Annotated in this window: 10 protein-coding genes; 6 read left to right on the top strand and 4 right to left on the bottom strand. The window is 46.2% G+C overall.

What is annotated here, in order from left to right; translation table 11 throughout:
* Positions 1 to 29 precede the first annotated feature (29 nt).
* Positions 30 to 4,553 carry a DUF6443 domain-containing protein gene (locus HGH91_RS25840; protein ID WP_168741829.1) on the top strand — a complete coding sequence of 1,508 codons (4,524 nt, stop codon included), beginning with the start codon at positions 30 to 32 and terminating at the stop codon, positions 4,551 to 4,553.
* 649 nt (positions 4,554 to 5,202) lie between these two features.
* The gene (locus HGH91_RS25835) at positions 5,203 to 5,427 is read left to right on the top strand and encodes a hypothetical protein (RefSeq protein WP_168741827.1); all 225 of its coding nucleotides are present in this window, start codon (positions 5,203 to 5,205) and stop codon (positions 5,425 to 5,427) included.
* 517 nt (positions 5,428 to 5,944) lie between these two features.
* On the opposite strand, the gene HGH91_RS25830 is transcribed toward HGH91_RS25835, so the two are convergent.
* The 4 genes from HGH91_RS25830 to dnaE form a co-directional block, all read right to left on the bottom strand.
* Positions 5,945 to 7,549, bottom strand: a complete 1,605-nt coding sequence (locus HGH91_RS25830; RefSeq protein ID WP_168741825.1) for a T9SS type A sorting domain-containing protein — start codon at positions 7,547 to 7,549, stop codon at positions 5,945 to 5,947.
* A complete protein-coding gene (locus HGH91_RS25825) occupies positions 7,549 to 9,675 on the bottom strand; it encodes a beta strand repeat-containing protein (protein WP_168741823.1) in 2,127 nt (708 codons plus the stop codon). Before HGH91_RS25825 ends, HGH91_RS25830 begins: the two co-directional genes overlap by 1 nt.
* A 38-nt stretch (positions 9,676 to 9,713) precedes the next feature.
* The gene (locus HGH91_RS25820; protein WP_168741821.1) at positions 9,714 to 11,273 is read right to left on the bottom strand and encodes a hypothetical protein; all 1,560 of its coding nucleotides are present in this window, start codon (positions 11,271 to 11,273) and stop codon (positions 9,714 to 9,716) included.
* Between the two features lie 761 nt (positions 11,274 to 12,034).
* Positions 12,035 to 15,676, bottom strand: a complete 3,642-nt coding sequence (dnaE, locus tag HGH91_RS25815) for a DNA polymerase III subunit alpha (RefSeq protein WP_168741818.1) — start codon at positions 15,674 to 15,676, stop codon at positions 12,035 to 12,037.
* An 81-nt stretch (positions 15,677 to 15,757) separates the two neighbouring features.
* Between dnaE and HGH91_RS25810 the strand changes: the two genes are divergently transcribed.
* The 4 genes from HGH91_RS25810 to HGH91_RS25795 all read left to right on the top strand — a co-directional run bounded on the left by HGH91_RS25810 (position 15,758) and on the right by HGH91_RS25795 (position 19,164).
* Positions 15,758 to 16,429, top strand: coding sequence for a C40 family peptidase (locus HGH91_RS25810; RefSeq protein ID WP_168741816.1), 672 nt, complete (start codon positions 15,758 to 15,760; stop codon positions 16,427 to 16,429).
* 89 nt (positions 16,430 to 16,518) lie between these two features.
* Complete coding sequence (locus tag HGH91_RS25805) at positions 16,519 to 17,457, top strand: glycosyltransferase (RefSeq protein WP_168741815.1); 939 nt, start codon at positions 16,519 to 16,521, stop codon at positions 17,455 to 17,457.
* On the top strand, positions 17,450 to 18,142 hold the full coding sequence (locus HGH91_RS25800) for a methyltransferase domain-containing protein (RefSeq protein ID WP_168741813.1): 693 nt from the start codon (positions 17,450 to 17,452) through the stop codon (positions 18,140 to 18,142). The genes HGH91_RS25805 and HGH91_RS25800 overlap by 8 nt, the downstream gene beginning before the upstream one ends.
* Positions 18,143 to 18,165: 23 nt before the next feature.
* Positions 18,166 to 19,164: a polysaccharide deacetylase family protein gene (locus HGH91_RS25795; RefSeq protein ID WP_168741811.1), complete on the top strand. Its 999-nt coding sequence runs from the start codon at positions 18,166 to 18,168 to the stop codon at positions 19,162 to 19,164.

Raw genomic sequence — 19,164 nt, 5'->3', positions numbered from 1 at the left:
TGAATGTTTTTTAATCCGATTTTCCTTTTATGAAAATAATATTTGTTCCTATAGTTGTAGCATTTTCATTGTTTGCCCTGGATGTCTGTGCGCAGAATAAACCAAACAATGTAACCGCTCCCATGGCTGTAACGCCAGATTCTTTACCAACGGCATTTGACGGTAACACAAGGGTCAATTTTATCCGTACTTATACCCCAGCGAAAACAGTAACAGATCCCGCGAGCATTACCATGCAGAGTAATGTAGTTGATGTGGCCATTTCCACCAATTATACCGATGGTCTTCAGCGCCCCCTGCAAACGGTGGTGCGCCAGGCATCCCCAGATAAAAAGGACATTGTTATTTTTAATAGTTATGATAACCTGGGGAGGGAAGCGAGGAAGTTTTTGCCGTACGTTGCAGGCGGTAATGACGGATTGTTTAAACAGGATGTTTACCAGGCTGCCAATACTTACAACACGGCGACGTTTCCTGGTGAGCAGGTCTTTTACGGGAAATCATCCTTTGATGGTTCTCCGCTCAATAAGGTACTAAAAGTAATGACTCCGGGTAATAGCTGGGCTGGAAGCCAGCGGGGAATGTCTACGAAAGAAAGAGCTAATACTATAGCCGACTCTGTTGGAAGATGGTCCATTAGTTCACCTGACATATCTACAATACCTGTATCTGCCGGCTTTTATAGTGCCAATCAACTTCTGGTACAGGAAGAAACAGACGAGCAGAATCACCTCCAGGTAAAGTACATCGACCAGAAGGGAAGGATAGTACTCATCAGGAAGAAGGTGGCTGCAAATGCGGGACAGGGACATATAGGCTGGGCATCTACTTATTTCATTTATGATGAGGTAAATAACCTGAGATTTGTGATTGTTCCTAAGGCAGTGGAACAAATCATGAATAATTGGCAATTAAGTAATGCGGATGTCAGAAATGAACTTTGTTACCAGTACCAGTATGATTATAAACGGAGAGTAGTGGCACAGGTAGTTCCAGGAAATGGCCTCACCGAAATGGTGTACGATAGCCGGGACAGGCTGGTATACCTCCGCAAAGCCAATATGAAAGATAAAGGCTGGCGCGTGAGCTTCTATGATGCAATGGACAGACAAGTCAAAACAGGTTTTTATACCCTGAATAAATCCAGAAGTGAGTTGCAACAACTAATGGATAACCAGGCAGCTGCCCTTCAACAGGGAAATAAGGTGCTTTCCCAGACCGGAGATATGACGGTGTCTGCCAGAGACAGGAGTATCCAGGTATATAAGGCTGGATCATCTATTACTTTTACAGATGGTTTTGATACCGGCGCCAATGATAATATGGACGCTTATATTGAACCGGGTAGCACTAATGACAGCTACCTGGAAGCGGTTGTAATGAACCCATTGCCGCCGGAAGATAATATCGAGTGGTGGTCTTACGCCTATTATGACGATTATAGCTGGACGGGAGCCGCTGCTTTCCAGGGTAGCTATACCGGGAAGCTGACAGATGGTGGAAATCCCAATGCTGATCTGGCGTTTACTCCTGTTAGTATAATACGAGGAAAATTGACCGGCAACAAGCTAAGAGTCCTGGGAACGGATCAATGGCTTACTACTACGGCGTTCTATAATGAAAACGGAAGACCACTGCAAACGATATCAGATAACATTGCCGGAGGTAAGGACATTGTTACGTCATTATTCGATTTTAGTGGAAAAATGTTGAGTAATTATGTGGCTCATACCAACCCCCGTAGCACGTTAAAGCCCGGTACGACTATGTTGTCGATTGTCAAATATGATCACGCGGGAAGGATCACGGAAATCAAGAAAAGATTGAATGACGATGCTGCCAACGATAAAATAATTGTACAGCAGCAGTTTAATAGCATGGGGCAGTTGAGAAAGAAAATGCTAGGTGTGCAATCAAACGGCAATATGCTGGATAGCCTTGTATACGATTACAATGTCCGGGGCTGGTTGAAAGGGATTAATCAGAGCTTCGTAAATACTAATAATAGTACTGCCAATAAATTCGGAGAAATACTGTGTTATGATTTCGGTTTCGATTCTTCGCAATACAATGGCAGCATAACAGGTATTAAATGGAAGGGGTGGAACGATAAAGTTGCCAGGGCATACGGATATAAATATGATAATCTCGGGCGGCTTACCAACGCAGACTTTAATCAGCAGAATACGGCAGGGGCAACATGGACAAAAGATAAAGCAGATTTCTCCGTTAATGACCTCACTTACGACATAAACGGGAATATCCTTTCCATGTCGCAACAGGGCTTAAAAGGAGCTGCGATTACGCCTGTTGATAAACTGGCTTACAGCTATGTACCTCAAAGTAATAAGTTACAAGGTGTGTTGGATGCTGTAAATGATCCCAACTCAACACTGGGTGATTTTAAAGATGCTAATGGAACCAACACCATAGACTACGACTATGACGCCAACGGAAACCTTACTAAAGACCTGAATAAGAAAATTACACAGATTACGTATAATTTCCTGGACAAACCAGAACTGATCACGGTAGCCGGAAAGGGAAATATCCGGTATATATATGATGCAGCAGGCAACAAACAGAGGAAAATAGTCACAGACAATAGCGGCTCAACGGCATTAGTCACAACTACAGATTATATCGGCCAGATCATATATAAGAATGATAGCTTGCAGATGATTGCCCATGAGGAAGGCAGGGTGCGTGCCGTATACAAAACCGGTAGCCCTGTTACGATGGCATACGATTATTTTGAGCGCGACCATCAGAATAATGTTCGGGTAGTACTTACAGAACAAGCGGACTACCAATTATATGCGGCGACAATGGAAACCTCAGCAGCTCCGGTTGAAACGGCACTTTTCAGTAACATCGATGCCAGCCGCAGCGCAAAACCTGTGGGATATCCGGACGATAAATTAACGGATAAAAATGAATTTGTTGCCCGCCTCAACGCACGGACAGGTGGACAGAAAATAGGTCCTTCCCTTGTATTAAAGGTCACTGCAGGCGATACCATACAGATTTCAACACGGGCATTCTATAAATCAGGAGGGCCCACAGACAAGGGGCACCCTCTGCCGGAAGAGATGCTTACCGGGTTGATCAACAATTTCAGTGGAGCTGCCCCTACTGCAGACGAGCATACGGTAGCAGGAATGACCGCATCTCCTTTTGGTACTACCTTTACGGCCCGCGATTACCAGCGATTAACAGAGAAAGACCAGGATCCACAGCAGCCCAATAAGCCCAAGGCTTACCTGAACTACGTACTCTTCGATGATCAATTTAATATGGTAGATGCGAATAGTGGTGTAAAGCAAGTACAGGAGACCCCGGATCAATTGCAGACGCTGGCTACCGACAAGATGCCGGTAACGAAGAGTGGATTTTTGTATGTATATACAAGTAACGAAAGCCAGCAAGATGTTTATTTTGACAATTTACTTCTTGGTGTATCTTTGAGCCCCGTAATGGAAGAAACGCATTACTATCCTTTTGGATTGGAAATGGCTGGAATTTCATATAATGCAACAGCACCGCTCAAAAATAACTATAGATACAACGGTGGTGCTGAATGGGAAAATGAACTGGAAGTAAGCCAATATAGTACTTTCTTTCGGAAATATGATCCTCAGATTGGCCGCTTCCAGGGAGTGGATATTGCTGCGGTAAAGATGTATGATTTAAGCCCATACGCCTACGCAAATAACAACCCAATAAGCTTTAATGATCCGTTGGGGGATGAAACTAACCTGGCCGAAATTATAGACAATAGTCTGAATGGGCCTGGTTATGGAGGCACATGGTCGGCTGCAGGAGGTTACCAGCCATTTACCTCTGGGACAGAGGCATTCATGACAGGGGCTGCTCAACTCTCGGCGATGGGACTCTGGGGTAGCTACGGTGTAGCCGCAAATTACCAAACGGCTGCTACAGCTTATAATGCCAGTGAACAGGCACAAAACAGCCAGAGTTTTGTACCGCCTAATGTAAGGTACTTGGTTGGAGTAACCGTTCAGTATAAAAATTACGACTCCTATGTAAGAGGAGGGCTTGAAATCTGGAGCCAGATGGATAAGTCCAGGCCCACCGACTTTTCAAATTATGATAAAGGCAATTCGGTGGTGAGCCCTCTTATTATTGGTCTAGGACTTCAGTCCGAAATGATGGCATATGGAGTAAGAACTAGTTTTAAGTCTGCGCAATCCTGGTGGGCCTTCGGCAAGTTAACTTCCAGCCAACAGGCATGGAGAACGATGGCTATTTTGGGAAATGAGGGAAAGGCATTTAAAGGCGCTATCGACGGGTTGGGGAGAGTTGTATTCTATGCACAAGTTGGGATTAGTGCTTATAAAGTGTTTGATGCTTACTATACCGGTGATCCTAATGCTAACGGGGTACTGGCCAAAGCAACGCTGGATGTTGCAATTGGAGCCGCTTCTGTATGGGGAGGACCGGTAGGTTGGACGATAGGGGCCATTTATTTTATTGGTGATGCCAACGGCTGGTGGGGAAAAGATTGGGGACAACCTACATATAAAGAATAAAAAGAATTAGATGATGCGACAGTTTTATAAATATATCATTTACCGGCTTTATACCTGGGCTAAGAATGGGCCTAGCAATAGTACACCTATTCTCAATGTACTTATAACGCTTGCGTTTGTACATTATATGCAATTGGGAATAGTACTTCTAATTGTGGGACTGAGTCTGCGGTCCAGTGTTCATTTCCCGAGAATCGGGCCTGAGTATATTGTTGGCTTCATGTTTCTATCTTTAATCGCTCACTATTTTCTTTTTTACAATAAAGAAAGATGGGCTAGTTATGAGAAAGAGTTTAAAGATGAAAGCCCCGAAGAAAGCAGGAGAGGCAAAATTTATGTTTTGGCATATCTGATCGGAAGCACATTTGGAGCTCTCCCGTTGATGTGGCTTATTGCCAAGATCTTTCATACCGTATAGTAGATAAAACAATACCGGCAGGAAATTTTCCTGCCGGTATGTTATTTAATGATACGACAGTTTTATAAATATCTCATTTACCGACTTTATACCTGGGCTAAGAATGGGCCAAGTAGCAATACACCGATTTTTAATGTGATCATAACACTCACGGTCGTGCATAGTATACAGTTAGGTGTAGTGTTTTTGTTGATACAACTAAGTTTGGGCTCTTGTATTCATTTTCCCAGAATGGCACCTGAGTTTGTAGCTGGTTTTATGATTTTATCGCTAATCGCCCATTATTTCCTTTTTTATAATAAAAAAAGATGGGCCAGCTATGAAAAGGAGTTTAAAGATGAAAGCTCTGAAGAAAGCCTGAGGGGTAAAATTAAGGTTTTGGCGTATCTAATAGGAAGCACACTTGGTGCCATTCCGTTAATGTTACTCCTTGGTAAAATTTTTCATACTATTTAGCAAGTAGAACATTATAATGGGCGGTAGGTCTCATTCCGTTGTGCTATTAATGATACGACAGTTTTATAAATATCTCATTTACCGACTTTATACCTGGGCAAAGAATGGACCCAGTAATAGCACACCTATCTTTAATGTGATAGCAACACTCACGTTTGTTCATTTTGCACAATTAATAGTATTGGGTTTATTGGTATTGGAGTGTTTACCATTTCACGTTGATCTACCAAGTAACATAGCGTTATATGGCGGTGTTTCCCTTATTTTATTACTAATTGTCCACTACTTTCTTTTTTATGCTAAGAAACAATGGGCCAGTTACGAGAGGGAGTTTAAGGATGAAAGTCCAGAAGCAAGTTTCATAGGGAAAATTTATGTGTTAGTCTACCTGATTGGGAGTACATTGGGAAGCATCCCACTGATGTGGCTTATTGCGAAAATCTTTCACTAATAAATACAACAGTAACGGCAGGAAGCCTCCTGCCGTTACTCCGTTCGGATGAAGTGTGAATTTACATCAATGCACCACTACTACCTTAGCAGTCTTTACTACACGGTCGGCATCTTCTGTATCATAGAATGTCAGGATATATAACCCAGCCGGAAGATCTGATTTGGAAACGAAAGTATGGTTACTGGTGAGCAGCCGGTTATCCCGCTCCCTGCCTAACACATCATGGATAACCATCCGCAGTTTATGATGTATACCCACCAGGTTTACAGTGAAGTTACCATTGTTAGGATTGGGGGTGATGGTGATTTCGATCCACCAGGGCACTTGTCTAACGGCGCTATAGAAGATCTTACCATCCCGGCCGAACACTTTTACGCGATAGTAGGTCCAGTTATCATACTCGTCATCATCGCGGTAGTTATAGTCGAGCGTGCCAATGCTGGTGCCGTTCAGGCTATGCGGGGCAACCTTGGCCACGGTATAGAAGCTGTCTTCATTTTCGCGGCGGCGTTGTAACTCATAGTGATCCAGGTTGAGTTCTTTGGTGGTACGCCAATGGGTGCCTACCCACCGGATGGTTTCGCGATAAGCTTCAAAGAAGAAGGCTACATCGGAAGTTACTTTATTGAAAGAGGCTAACGACAGGAAGGTGTTGACTTCCCCGCCATCCCCGAATGTTCTGCTATTCATATAGGTGTTGCGCAAAGCAGCGCCGGTGGTAAGCGTACCCGGAGTAACGACTCCTGAAGGCGCCACGGTATCCCATGCCACGCCGCCGGCGAGGCGGGTTACATAGCTGCTGTCGCGGTTAATGGAAAAAGCCGGCGTTTCACTTTCCTCGGGGTGCTGTAACAATACAGTCACATTGTTCAATGCACCGGAGTCTTGTTTTACATGCCAGGTTTTTAGCGTATAACCTGACGTGTTCATATCTCCTGAAAGGCCATATTGGTAAACGTTGTCGAACACCCTGGCCTGGATGGTTTTCGGGGTGCTGGTGTTGCTTTTCAACGCCATGGGAGAGTAGCTGTCGGTGGTGCTGCCAACGGGGTATACCACCATATCGTTGGCAGGAGTGATCTGTTCTCTGAAAAGGAAGCCGCCGGATGACTGACTGCCTGTTACCACAAAGGCTTTGTTGGAATAGCCGGTGATAGTACCCGGATCGCCGTTACCTACCACCAGGTTCCAGCCGTTGAGCAGGAGGTGGCCGGTTTCAAAATTCAGGTTGTAGCGTACTTTCAGATCACTTAAATCGTCGAGGTGAATATTATTACTATTGCCGATGCTCAGGTTAGGGAAGCTGGCGCCAGTGCCGATACTGGCGCTATAGCCTCCGTATATATGCTGAACACCCATGCTAATACCTTTTGTCTGCAGGAAGCGGAAAGTGCCGCCCATATTGGGTTGGTGGCTGTTATTGTAATCATTTTCATCAGGTAAGGTGGCGTTATTACTGTTTTCCCATTTACTGCCGTAAAAATTGACGACACTTCCTTTTAGTGAACCAAACCTGCCGTCATTTTTTACATCACTGAAAATGGCCACTGTATCACGTGGATGCACGCCGATATTTCCTCCGGGAGGAACATATACGCCCGTTTGCGCCAGGCATAGCTGTGTTCCGGTTAAGAGGCAGGTGATCATATGGAGTGTAAACTTGCGCATCACGGATTGATAATAGTTACATCAAAAGTTACGGTCCCGAGTTTCTGGTTGCCACCAGCGCCACCGCCGGTATTAATAAAGTTGATGGTAATGGTATTGGCTGCGCTGATAAAGGAATAAGCAATGGCCAATCCCTGTGGAAGCGCGGTACGGGGATTCACGATCACGGAAGCATTTACATTGGCGCCTGCAACAGCGGCTGTTTTGGTGAGACTAGTGGTAGTGGTGATATTGGTAACAGCATCTGACAGGGAGAAATTTGATTTAATCATGCTGCTTACCACGGTACCACTGGCGCCCAGTTTAAAATTGCCTCCTACATCCAGTTTGGCAGCCGGAGTGGTGTTGGCTATACCTACATTTCCTGTTCCGTCTATCCGCATGGCTTCATTGGTGCTGGCGGTACCGCCGGTGATGAACATCAGGTTTTTGCCGGAGCTGGCGTTACCGATGACGAAGTTATTACCGGTAGCATACATGTAAGCGGTATTGCCGCCGCCTATCACGGTTCCATTACCATTTCCTGCGGAGTTGATACCCATGTCAATGAAAGTGGTGCTGCCATTATTGGCATAGGCAACGATATCGGTACTGGCATTCGGGCCGCCGTGGGTGTTTTTGATACTCATTTGCAGCGTACTGTTCACGAAGCCTTGTCCGCGTATCAGATTAGTGGAGGTAGAGGTGGTGCCGCCATCTACCAGCAGGCGTTCGGGGTTGGTAGCATTAAACAAATTGCTACCAATACCTACGCTGCCGGTGGCGTTGATGCGCATTTTTTCGGTATTGTTGGTAATGAATGGCAGATCAAAATTGGTAGTGGTGCCGAGGTTTTGTACTGCGGCAACTCCATTGCCTCCCAGTAACCAGCCACCTACGGAGCCTGAATATGAAATGGTACCATTAACCTGGTCATAAGTGATGCCGGTACCTGCACTGAATAATGAACGCACTTTTATGTAGAAATTCGCAATATTGGTAGTATCAATGGTGGAGAGTTTATTGTTGAATGTATTCCAATCGGTGCTGCTTAAATACCCGTTTGTACTGGTAGAAGCCTGGCTGATACCAATCACACCGTTGTTGTAAGTGATAGGAGCTGTTCCGGAGAACAGGCTCCTCACTTTCACGCTAAAATTCGCAATGTTGGTCGTATCGATGGAAGAAAGTTTGTTATTGAAAGTATTCCAATCGGTGCTGCTTAAATACCCGTTTGTACTGGTAGAAGCCTGGCTGATACCAATTACACCGTTGTTGTAAGTGATAGGAGCTGTTCCGGAGAACAGGCTCCTCACTTTCACGCTAAAATTCGCAATGTTGGTCGTATCGATGGAAGAAAGTTTGTTATTAAAAGTATTCCAATCCGCGCTGGTTAAATATCCATTAGTACTGGTAGAAGCCTGGCTGATACCAATTACACCGTTGCTGTAAGTGATAGGGGCTGTTCCGGAGAACAGGCTCCTCACTTTCACGCTAAAATTCGCAATGTTGGTCGTGTCGATGGAAGAAAGTTTGTTATTGAAAGTATTCCAATCGGCACTGCTTAAATAGCCATTTGTACTGGTGGAAGCCTGACTGATACCGATTACGCCGTTGCTGTAAGTGATAGGAGCTGTTCCGGAGAACAGGCTCCTCACTTTTCCGCTAAAATTCGCAATGTTGGTCGTATCGATGGAAGAAAGTTTGTTGTTGAAAGTATTCCAATCCGCGCTGGTTAAATATCCATTTGTACTGGTAGAAGCCTGGCTGATACCAATTACGCCGTTGCTGTAAGTGATAGGAGCCGTTCCGGAGAACAGGCTCCTCACTTTCACGCTGAAATTGGCTATATCAGTCGTGTCAACCGCAAACAAAGCTTTTTTCCAGGAGCCTGCACTACGCACCCTCAAACTGTTATCTCCTTTGAAAAAGAGAACGGTGCCGTCTTGCGCAGTAGTCAAAGGGGCTACTGTGGTATCTGCGATCCTGGTGAGTAATAATCCCTGGTTTTGACTTTCCAGTTCCAATACAGAGGCCTTATTGATGGTGCTGGGGTTACTACCCAGTTTCAGTTGTTGTGCAACTGAAAATAAAGGCAATAAGAGCACTGGCACCGCCAGCAGGGGGAAATGAAATATGCTTTTCATAGCAACTAGTTGAATGATGAGAGAAGTGGGAGAAACCGCTACTTCTTAATCACGTACCAGTCTGTTCCATCTGTTTGCAGCGTAACAAAGGTCCAGTCGTTGTAAATAATATAATTACTGGATCCGTCTATAGTACCGCCGGTGGTAGCTATAGTGACTTCCTTATCAATGCCGCCGCTGCCGACTTTTTTGACGGTGTAAATACGGCCGGCAATAGTGGTGGGGCTGGGCAAAGTGATGGTAAGCGCGCCGCCGGTAGCATCTGCCAGGATGGTATTATCGCCTGCGGTGGCAGCATAGCTGCTGGTTACTTTGGTCAGATTAGTAGCCACGGAGCCCACTACCTGGAAGCTGGAATTAGCTTTGGTACCTTCGGCAACGCCTACTGCCAGTGAATCACGGAAGCTCTTATAACCGGCAAAAGTTTGACCGCTCAGGAGATTGATGACCCCTCTTACTGTAGTGGAGGCATCAGGAACGTTGATAACTGTTTGTGTAGCCGAACTGCTATCGATATTGATATCATTTACAGTACCAGGGCTCTTGCCGATGACCAGTGTTTTAAAGGCATTGTCATTCAGTAATCTCTTTACGAGCGTACCGTCTGTGCGCCGGATCAGTACATTGTTACTGTCGGTGGGTGCAGCGCTATTAATATTGGTCAGTACTACATTACCATCAATAGTGGCATTTTGAACGACATGCACATTGTTCTGGAAAGTTTTATTACCACCAAAGGTCTGGTCGCCTGCTGAAACACCGCCCGGATTAGTGGCATCGGCCGCATGCAGTGTCAGCGTACCATTATTGATACTAATACCATTGGGGTCTGGAGCGGTGGCGAATAAAGTGTGCAGTATCTGGAATCTTGCTGAAGAGTCGAACCGTTGCCAGTCGCTATAAGATAATAAACCACGGGAGGTAGCGCCAGTACCACTTTGAGTGGGAATGTTCAACGTATGTACGCCATTGGTAGAAGTAATGGAGAAATCTTTTGCTGCGGTGCTGTCGATCGCAAATGTCTGTACCGTATCTCTTAACCCGTTTAAGGATACGATGGCATTATTGAATGCGGAAGCAGCCATGGTACGTTGCAGCACGTTGCCTGTGCTGGGATCTATTACGAGTACCTGTAGCTGATTGGTACCATCGGGGATTGTACCTGCTGCCACTTTAAGATTTCCATTAGCAGATAAACGCATTCTTTCTGCATTCCCTGTTTTGAATACCAACGCCTGTTGGTCGGTAGTTCCCAGGAAGTTTTTGGTGGAGTCTAAACCGGCGTTACCAATGGTATTCCAGTTACCATTATTGGCTACACTGTCCACCGACATTTTTTGCCATAAACCATTCTTCCGGATAAAGAGGCTGGAAGAATCTGTTACGTAAATGATCATACCGTCTGGAGCAGTATTGAGTGGTGCGGCAGTGAGGTTAGCGCCTGGTATCCTCGGCAGTAAAAGACCCTGACGGGTGCTTTCCAGTTCCAGTATGGAGGACTTGTTGATCTGGCTGGGATTGGAACCTACTTTTAACTGCGCAAATGCTGTGGAGGTGCCTAATAAGAACAAGATCACCGTAAAAATTCTACACTTCATGACTTTTGTTTTGATAGGTAATTGATAAAATGATTGAGAAGCGCAAACAGCTGTTACCTGGACGCCTGAAGGCATCCTGTCATCGAGTCGAATAACTATAGTTCAGTAAATCGCCAACTTATTGGTCATGCAACCATGCTGGAAGAAAATATGATGTAAGTTTTTTACCGGAAAAGGAGGGATTACTTATTGCCGTAGACAATGAAGGGTCATAGCATCATCTGGTGATGCATAATTATAGAATCAATGTGCTGCGGTTAATAGGTAATACAACCTAATTCTAAACTGGATTTTACATGAATGGACAAGATGGGGAGATGCATATCCTTTAGAACGCCATGTGCTGGTTATGAGGTAATACAACCCGCCATTAAAAGTGTAGTCACGAGGAGGTGGTTAAAATATGCGATAGGAATGATACAACTATCGGACGGTATCGAGGAGTAGTTTAAAGTATTCGGTTAGTTACTCTCTACGAACGTTGCCAGCAAACGTAAAATAGAGATACTTATTGTGGCGTATTCTTCTTAATTAAAGATAAAACAGGTTTTTTATGTAGAGAAAATATTTTGGCCAATTATCAAAAGAAAACAGGGAAAGTTCTTATTTCCCGGTTTAACGTATAATAAATTCAGCGCCAGATGGTATAAAGGGTATATTTTACCTCATTAAAATGGGCGATTACGACGAGCGATAACAGACAAAACGCGGCAGGAGAGCCTCCTGCCGCGTTTATTATAAATAGCAATTCTTAATACTACCTATTTATTGATAATTTCAATATACACGTCAATATCCGGTTGTTTATTCAGGAACACTGCCAATTCATCATTCATCTCTATATTCCGGTTAAAGGTATGCAGCTTGGCATGTGTGTTATCGTCACGGTCCGTGAGGTGCACATGTAGTACGCTATTGCCCGGGAAGCGGTTCACATTGTCCACGAGGAAGTCGACAGTAGGCCTGCTGAGGAGTTTGGGCATCGTATTCAGGTATACCTGTTTGGTATGCGTTTTTTTCACTTCCTGCAACAGTTGTATGCTGCTTACCTTGAACTCATATTCATTATCATTGAAACGCTTGGATTTAAAGCCGCCATTGATAAACAGGCAGAGTCCCGGCTTGAGGTACGGAGCAAAACGGATAAAGTCTTCACTCCAGAGGGCGAACTCGAATTTGCCGGTATAATCCTCAATGGTCATTACCCCAAACTGGCGGTTATTACGGGAAATCCTTTCCTGGGCGCTGGTGATATATACTGCCAGGCGGAAATTACGTTCCCGGGAGCGCCCGCCTGTGCCCCCTGGCTGTGCAATCTCCGTTTGATATTCTACCAGTTCCTGTACGGTATTCATATGGTAGTGTTTCAGTTCAAAGCGGTAATCGTCCAGCGGGTGACCGGAAATATAGATACCGGTGATATCCCGTTCGTTGTTCAGCTTCATGATCAGCGGCCAGGCATCGCAGTTCGGAATTTTAGGTGGTTCTACATCCGGGAGCTCATCGGCGCCAAAGAGGCTGCCTATGTTGGAAGAGCCGGCAGTCACCTGTTGACCGAATTTCACGATTTTGTCGAGGCCGTTAAGGTTGTCGCCATCTGGTTTGTGAAAATACTGGGCACGATGTAGTTCCGGGAAGCTGTCGAAAGCGCCGGACATCACCAGGGCTTCCAGTGATTTTTTATTGACTGCGCGTTGGTTCACGCGTTTGATGAAGTCGAATATATTTTTAAACGGACCCTCTTTTTTACGCTCTTCCAGCAGGTTTTCGATAGCCGCTTCACCTACGCCTTTCAGGCCGCCCAAACCGAAACGCACCTGTCCCTGTTTGTTTACGGCAAAGCCTTTGAAAGACTCGTTCACGTCGGGCGGCAATACGTCGATGCCCATGCGTTTGGATTCTTCCATGAAGAAGGTGATCTTTTCAATATTGCTGGCACAGTTGAGTACGGCAGCCATATATTCGGAAGGGTAGTGGGCTTTCAGGTAAGCCGTCTGGTAGGCTACAAAGGCATAGCAGGTGGAGTGCGATTTGTTGAACGCATAGGAGGCGAACGCTTCCCAGTCGGTCCATACTTTTTCGCAGACCTTTGGATCGTGGCCATTTTTAGCGCACCCTTCCATAAATTGCGCCTTCATCTTATTCAGTACGGCAATCTGCTTTTTACCCATGGCTTTACGGAGTACGTCCGCGTCGCCTTTGGAGAAGTTAGCCAGCTTCTGGCTCAGCAACATCACCTGCTCCTGGTATACCGTGATACCGTAGGTATCGCTCAGGTATTCCTCCATTTCCGCGATATCGTATTGTACGGGCTCGAGGCCATGTTTACGGCGGATAAAGGAAGGGATATACTCCAGTGGTCCCGGGCGGTACAAGGCGTTCATGGCGATGAGGTCGTCGAACCTATCGGGCTTCAGCTCACGGAGATATTTCTGCATGCCGGGCGACTCGAACTGGAACGTGGCGTTGGTTTCGCCTTTCTGGTACAGTTCGTAGGTTTTGGCGTCGTCCAGCGGGATGTCATCAATTTCGATGCTGATACCATGGTTTTGGCGGATCATTTCCAGGGCGCCCTTGATGATGGTAAGGGTTTTCAGCCCCAGGAAGTCCATCTTGATTACGCCGGCCGATTCAATGATACTACCTTCAAACTGGGTAACGAGGAGATCGGAGTCTTTCGCGGTAGACACCGGGATCAGGTCGTACAGGTCCTGCGGCGCAATGATGATACCTGCCGCATGGATACCGGTATTTCGCACCGATCCTTCCAGTACACAGGCTTCGCGGAGCACTTCTCCCTGTAAATCCTCCCCTTTGATCAGCTCCCGGAGCTTTTTCACGTTTTCAATATCTTCCCCGGCCAGGCCTTCCTTGTCGGCCAGGCTTTTTTCCCCTTCCAGCGGCGCGTTGAAGATACGATCCAGCTGTATGCCGGGTTTATCGGGTACCAGCTTAGCCAGGGTATTGGAATCTACGAGAGGGAGGTCCATTACGCGGGCAACGTCCTTGATACTCATTTTAGCCGCCATAGTACCGTAGGTAATGATTTGCGCTACCTGGTTGCGGCCATATTTCTGTACTACGTAGTCAATTACTTTCTGACGGCCTTCATCATCGAAGTCCGTATCAATATCGGGCATGCTCTTACGTTCCGGGTTGAGGAAACGCTCAAACAGCAGATTGTATTTGATGGGATCAATATTGGTGATACCGATACAGTAGGCTACTGCCGAACCAGCGGCGGAACCACGTCCCGGGCCTATGAATACGCCCAGTTCGCGCCCGGCCTTGATGAAGTCGGCTACGATGAGGAAGTAACCGGCAAAACCCATGTTTTCGATTACCTGCAGCTCAAAGTTGATACGTTCTTCAATATCGGCGGTCATTTCCATGTACCGGCTGCGGGCGCCCTCATAGGTAATGTGGCGCAGGTACTGGTCCTGGGTAATAAATTCTTTGGGGATAGGGAAGTTGGGTAGCAGGATATCTCTTTTGAGATCCAGCAGCTGCACTTTGTCCACGATTTCGTTGGTATTGTCAATGGCCTGCGGAAGATCATGAAACAGCTTCGTCATTTCTTCCGTGGTCTTGAAATAGAACTGGTCGTTATAGAAAGCAAAGCGACGGTTCTTTACCGCTGATTCGTCATCCGAAAATTCTTTGTTGGTAGGGGTGCTTTTCTTCTCACCGGTGTTGATACAAAGCAGGATGTCATGTGCGTTGGCATCGGCCTGGTCTACGTAGTGGGAGTCGTTGGAGGCAATGATTTTTACATTGTACTTCTCTGCAAAGCGCAACAATACAGCGTTTACCTGTTCCTGTTCCGGAATACCGTGGCGTTGCATTTCCACATAGAAATCATCTCCAAAAATATCCAGCCACCAGCGGAATTCTTTTTCACCGGCCTCTTCGCCATGACGCATAATGGTTTTGGGAACAGAGGCGCCCAGGCAGCAGGTAGTGGCAATAAGCCCTTTGTGGTACTGCAATATCAGCTCCTTATCGATACGGGGATATTTACCGTATAGCCCTTCCATATAGCCCAGTGAGCAAAGCTTGATCAGGTTACGATAACCTTCATCATCTTTGGCCAGCAATACCTGGTGATAACGTATATCTTTTTCCTCTCTTGTAAAAGCGCGTTTATGGCGGTTGTCTACCACATAAAATTCGCATCCTACAATCGGTTTTACTTTCAGTCTTTTATCTTTGGGATCGGCCGGGTTTAACTTATTGTTATATGCTTCTGCCACAAACTGAAATGCGCCAAACATATTACCGTGGTCTGTAATGGCCAATGCCGGCTGATTGGAAGCCATGGCCTTTTTATACAGTGACTTGATATCTGCGGCACCATCCAGTAATGAGAATTGGGTATGAACGTGTAAGTGGGAAAAAATCATCTGCTAGTCTTTTTCGTCAAGCGACAAAAATACGGGAAAAAAGGCTTTCTTTGCATTTTAGCGAAAATTTAGCCAGAGCTTATGATCAGAGTAAAGGGACATCTTATTGTGAAGGTATCGATTTGTGCATTGTCACTTACCTCCTGCGCTTCACTAAAAAAGAGTACCACCAGGAAAACCACTACCACACCCGCTTCTACCAATAATAACCGCCGTGTTGAGTTTATAGACGGCATTGCTACCAATCGCCATACACGCAACACCAATAACTACAACAACAGGGATATCAGCATCAGCAAAAACATTACCAGGGGCAGCGCCAACCTGGAAAATGCACAGAGCTGGCAATTCAAATATGCACAGATGCTCGATGTGCCGGTGGAAGATGTGCTGAATTACAAATTGTACAATTTTATCGAAGAATGGTGGGGCACTCCCTACCGTTTGGGCGGGAAAACAAAAGATGGTATTGACTGCTCCGGCTTTGTAAATACCCTGATGAATACCGTCTTTCAAATGGGGCTGACCGGTAATTCCACCAATCTTTTTACACAGGTAAAACGATTGCCGGCACATGACCTGCATGAAGGAGACCTGGTATTCTTCAAAATCCACCATAAACGCATTTCTCACGTAGGGATCTACCTGGAGAACGACAAATTTGTACATGCTTCTACCAGCAATGGCGTGATGATCAGCGATTTGAAAGAACCTTACTGGAAGAAGTATTTTGCTGGCGGCGGACGACTGTAGCCACTTCAACACATTTGTTTTATTGTTAATTTTATACGATTTTTACCGTTTAAACTTAATCTGCTGCCCTGTGCAGTACCTTTGGCATTATGGAATTTGCTCCCATCGTATTATTTGTCTACAACCGGCCAGCACTCACACGGAATACCCTGCAGCACCTTCAGCAGAATAAAGAAGCGGCGGAGAGTACACTGTATGTTTATTGCGATGGGCCCAAAGCCGGTGCCAGTGCCGAACAACGGCAGCTGATACAGGAAGTGAGGGATATTGTGCATAGCCAGCCCTGGTGCGGTAAAGTAGTGGTATACGAAGCCGAAAAGAACAAAGGACTGGCCACCGCTGTGATTGATGGGGTATCTGAGGTAATTGCCAAACATGGTAAGATCATTGTACTGGAAGACGACCTCACCGTATCGCCCAGTTTCCTGAAATACATGAACGATGCGTTGACCAAGTACGAAAAAGACGAAAGGCTGCTGGCAGTACATGGGTACCTGTACCCGTTTGACATGCCGGCCAACTACCCCCATAGTACTTTCCTGGTGCATGATCCGGGAAGTTTAGGCTGGGGAACCTGGTCCAGGGCCTGGGATAAATTTGAAAGAGATACCGACAAGGTGATTGCCGGCATCAGGGAAAAAGGATTGAAACAGCCTTTTGACTTTTGGGGTGCTTATCCTTTTTTCCGGATGTTGCACCAGCATAAGCATGGAAAAGTAAGTTCCTGGGCTATCCGCTGGAGAGGCGCCGCCTACCTGCATGATATGCTGACGCTTTACCCGGTAAAATCGCTGGTACGGCACGATGGCAATGTGGCCTCCGCTACGCATCATTATAAAGAAGAAGACTGGTTATATACGGAGATATACCAGGATGATATCCCGGTAACGGATATCCCGGTAGAAAATAACCTTGCGATGGAAAAAGTGTTTGCCCGCTTCCTGAGATATCATGCGGGTATGACCATTTCCGCGAAGATTAAGAACAGACTTAAAAAATACTGGAAAAAAATAACGGGGCATGCTTAAAACAGTTCGGAATATATTCAGGAAATTGAGGCGGGACGTAGTGTCGCCGGTACAGTGGGATAATTTAAGAAGATTGCAGCCGATGTCTACCAAATTTGGATTCGATCGGGGCACCCCGGTAGACCGTCACTATATTGCCGCTTTCCTGGAAGCCCACCGCGCCGATATTCACGGTCATGTACTGGAGATAGCGGAAAGCAGTTATTCCAAACAATTTGGCAGCCAGGTCACCAGTTTTGAAGTGCTGCATGTACAGCCGGGGGCGAATGTTACCATTGTGGGAGATCTCACCAATACAGCGTCATTGCCTGCCAACCAGATAGATTGCTTCATCTGCACCCAGACATTCAACTTTATCTACGATTTTAAAACAGCCATTGCCGGCGCCTGGCACCTGCTGAAACCAGGTGGGGTATTGCTGGCTACTTTAGGTGGCGCTACCCAGGTATCGGCTTACGACGCCGCCCGCTGGGGGGACTACTGGCGGTTTACCACCCAGTCGGCCGAAAAGGTATTTGGAGAAATTTTTGGAAAAGACAATGTGGAAGTCACTGCCTATGGTAACGTACTCACCTGTACAGCTATTTTACAGGGCCTGGCGGCAGAAGAACTCACCCGGGAAGAACTGGACTACCAGGACCCCGTATATCCTATTATCATTGCCGTGAGAGCGAGGAAGGCGTAAACACGATAAAAGTTATATCACCGATGGGAAACCTGAGCCAAAAAATATTTGCTGTCGCACACTATGTAGCCAACAAAGTGCAACGCCCGGCTGTCATCCTGTTATACCACCGGGTCACTACCCTGGAGCGGGACCCACAGGAGCTGGCGGTGACCCCAGCCAACTTCCGGGCACAACTGGCGCACCTGGCAGCAGATTACAACGTACTGGACGCAGATCAGTTTCTCTATCACGTAAAAAATAAAAAAGCATTCCCTGAGCGCTCGGTGTTTGTCACCTTCGACGACGGGTATGCCGACAACTACCACGAAGCCCTGCCCTTACTGCAACAGGAGCAGGTGCCGGCACTGTTCTATATCACCACCTCTAAAATCAATACCAGCCTTGAATTATGGTGGGATGACCTGGAGCGTATCTTATTGACCACCGATCAGCTACCGCTGACGTTAACGGTAGATATTGACGGAAAGAAATGGGAATATAATACCGGCACGCTCACGGCTATACGCGAAACGTACTATGCACTGCAACAGGTACTACGTTTTTGTAAACCTGCCGTCATAGAAGCCGTTATGCAACAGCTATATGACTGGTCGGGTAAATCGGCTGCCGGCCGCCCTTCACACCGGTTAATGACCTGGGAAGAAGTGAAAGCCATGGGCAGCGCGGACTATGCCACCATCGGCTGCCATACCCACCGGCATCCCGCAGTGGGCATGCTTAGCTACGAAGAACAATACACAGAAATAGGCATGTCTAAAGAAATACTGGAAGGCGTGCTGGGCACACCCCAGGTACACTTTTCCTATCCTTTCGGCGGCCGCAAGTTCCTGGGCACCAAACGCTATTATAATGCAGATAGCATTAAAGCCTGTAAGGCACTGGGATTACAGCTGGTAACCGCCAACTACCACGGACAGGTACATAGCTGGAGTAATCCTTATGCACTGCCCCGTATATTAGTGAGGGATTGGCCATTGGAGGTATTCCAGGCACATATGCGACAGTTCTTTAAATACTAG

Source organism: Chitinophaga eiseniae (assembly GCF_012641265.1).
Classification (GTDB): Bacteria; Bacteroidota; Bacteroidia; order Chitinophagales; family Chitinophagaceae; genus Chitinophaga; species Chitinophaga eiseniae_A.
This window is presented reverse-complemented; position numbering and strand designations above follow the sequence as displayed.

Bases quoted from the DNA above. Each gene is read 5' to 3' on its own strand.
- HGH91_RS25840 (WP_168741829.1), top strand. From the start codon at position 30: ATGAAAATAATATTTGTTCCTATAGTTGTAGCATTTTCATTGTTTGCC.
- HGH91_RS25835 (WP_168741827.1), top strand. From the start codon at position 5,203: ATGGCACCTGAGTTTGTAGCTGGTTTTATGATTTTATCGCTAATCGCC.
- HGH91_RS25830 (WP_168741825.1), bottom strand. From the start codon at position 7,549: ATGCGCAAGTTTACACTCCATATGATCACCTGCCTCTTAACCGGAACA.
- HGH91_RS25825 (WP_168741823.1), bottom strand. From the start codon at position 9,675: ATGAAAAGCATATTTCATTTCCCCCTGCTGGCGGTGCCAGTGCTCTTA.
- HGH91_RS25820 (WP_168741821.1), bottom strand. From the start codon at position 11,273: ATGAAGTGTAGAATTTTTACGGTGATCTTGTTCTTATTAGGCACCTCC.
- dnaE (WP_168741818.1), bottom strand. From the start codon at position 15,676: ATGATTTTTTCCCACTTACACGTTCATACCCAATTCTCATTACTGGAT.
- HGH91_RS25810 (WP_168741816.1), top strand. From the start codon at position 15,758: ATGATCAGAGTAAAGGGACATCTTATTGTGAAGGTATCGATTTGTGCA.
- HGH91_RS25805 (WP_168741815.1), top strand. From the start codon at position 16,519: ATGGAATTTGCTCCCATCGTATTATTTGTCTACAACCGGCCAGCACTC.
- HGH91_RS25800 (WP_168741813.1), top strand. From the start codon at position 17,450: ATGCTTAAAACAGTTCGGAATATATTCAGGAAATTGAGGCGGGACGTA.
- HGH91_RS25795 (WP_168741811.1), top strand. From the start codon at position 18,166: ATGGGAAACCTGAGCCAAAAAATATTTGCTGTCGCACACTATGTAGCC.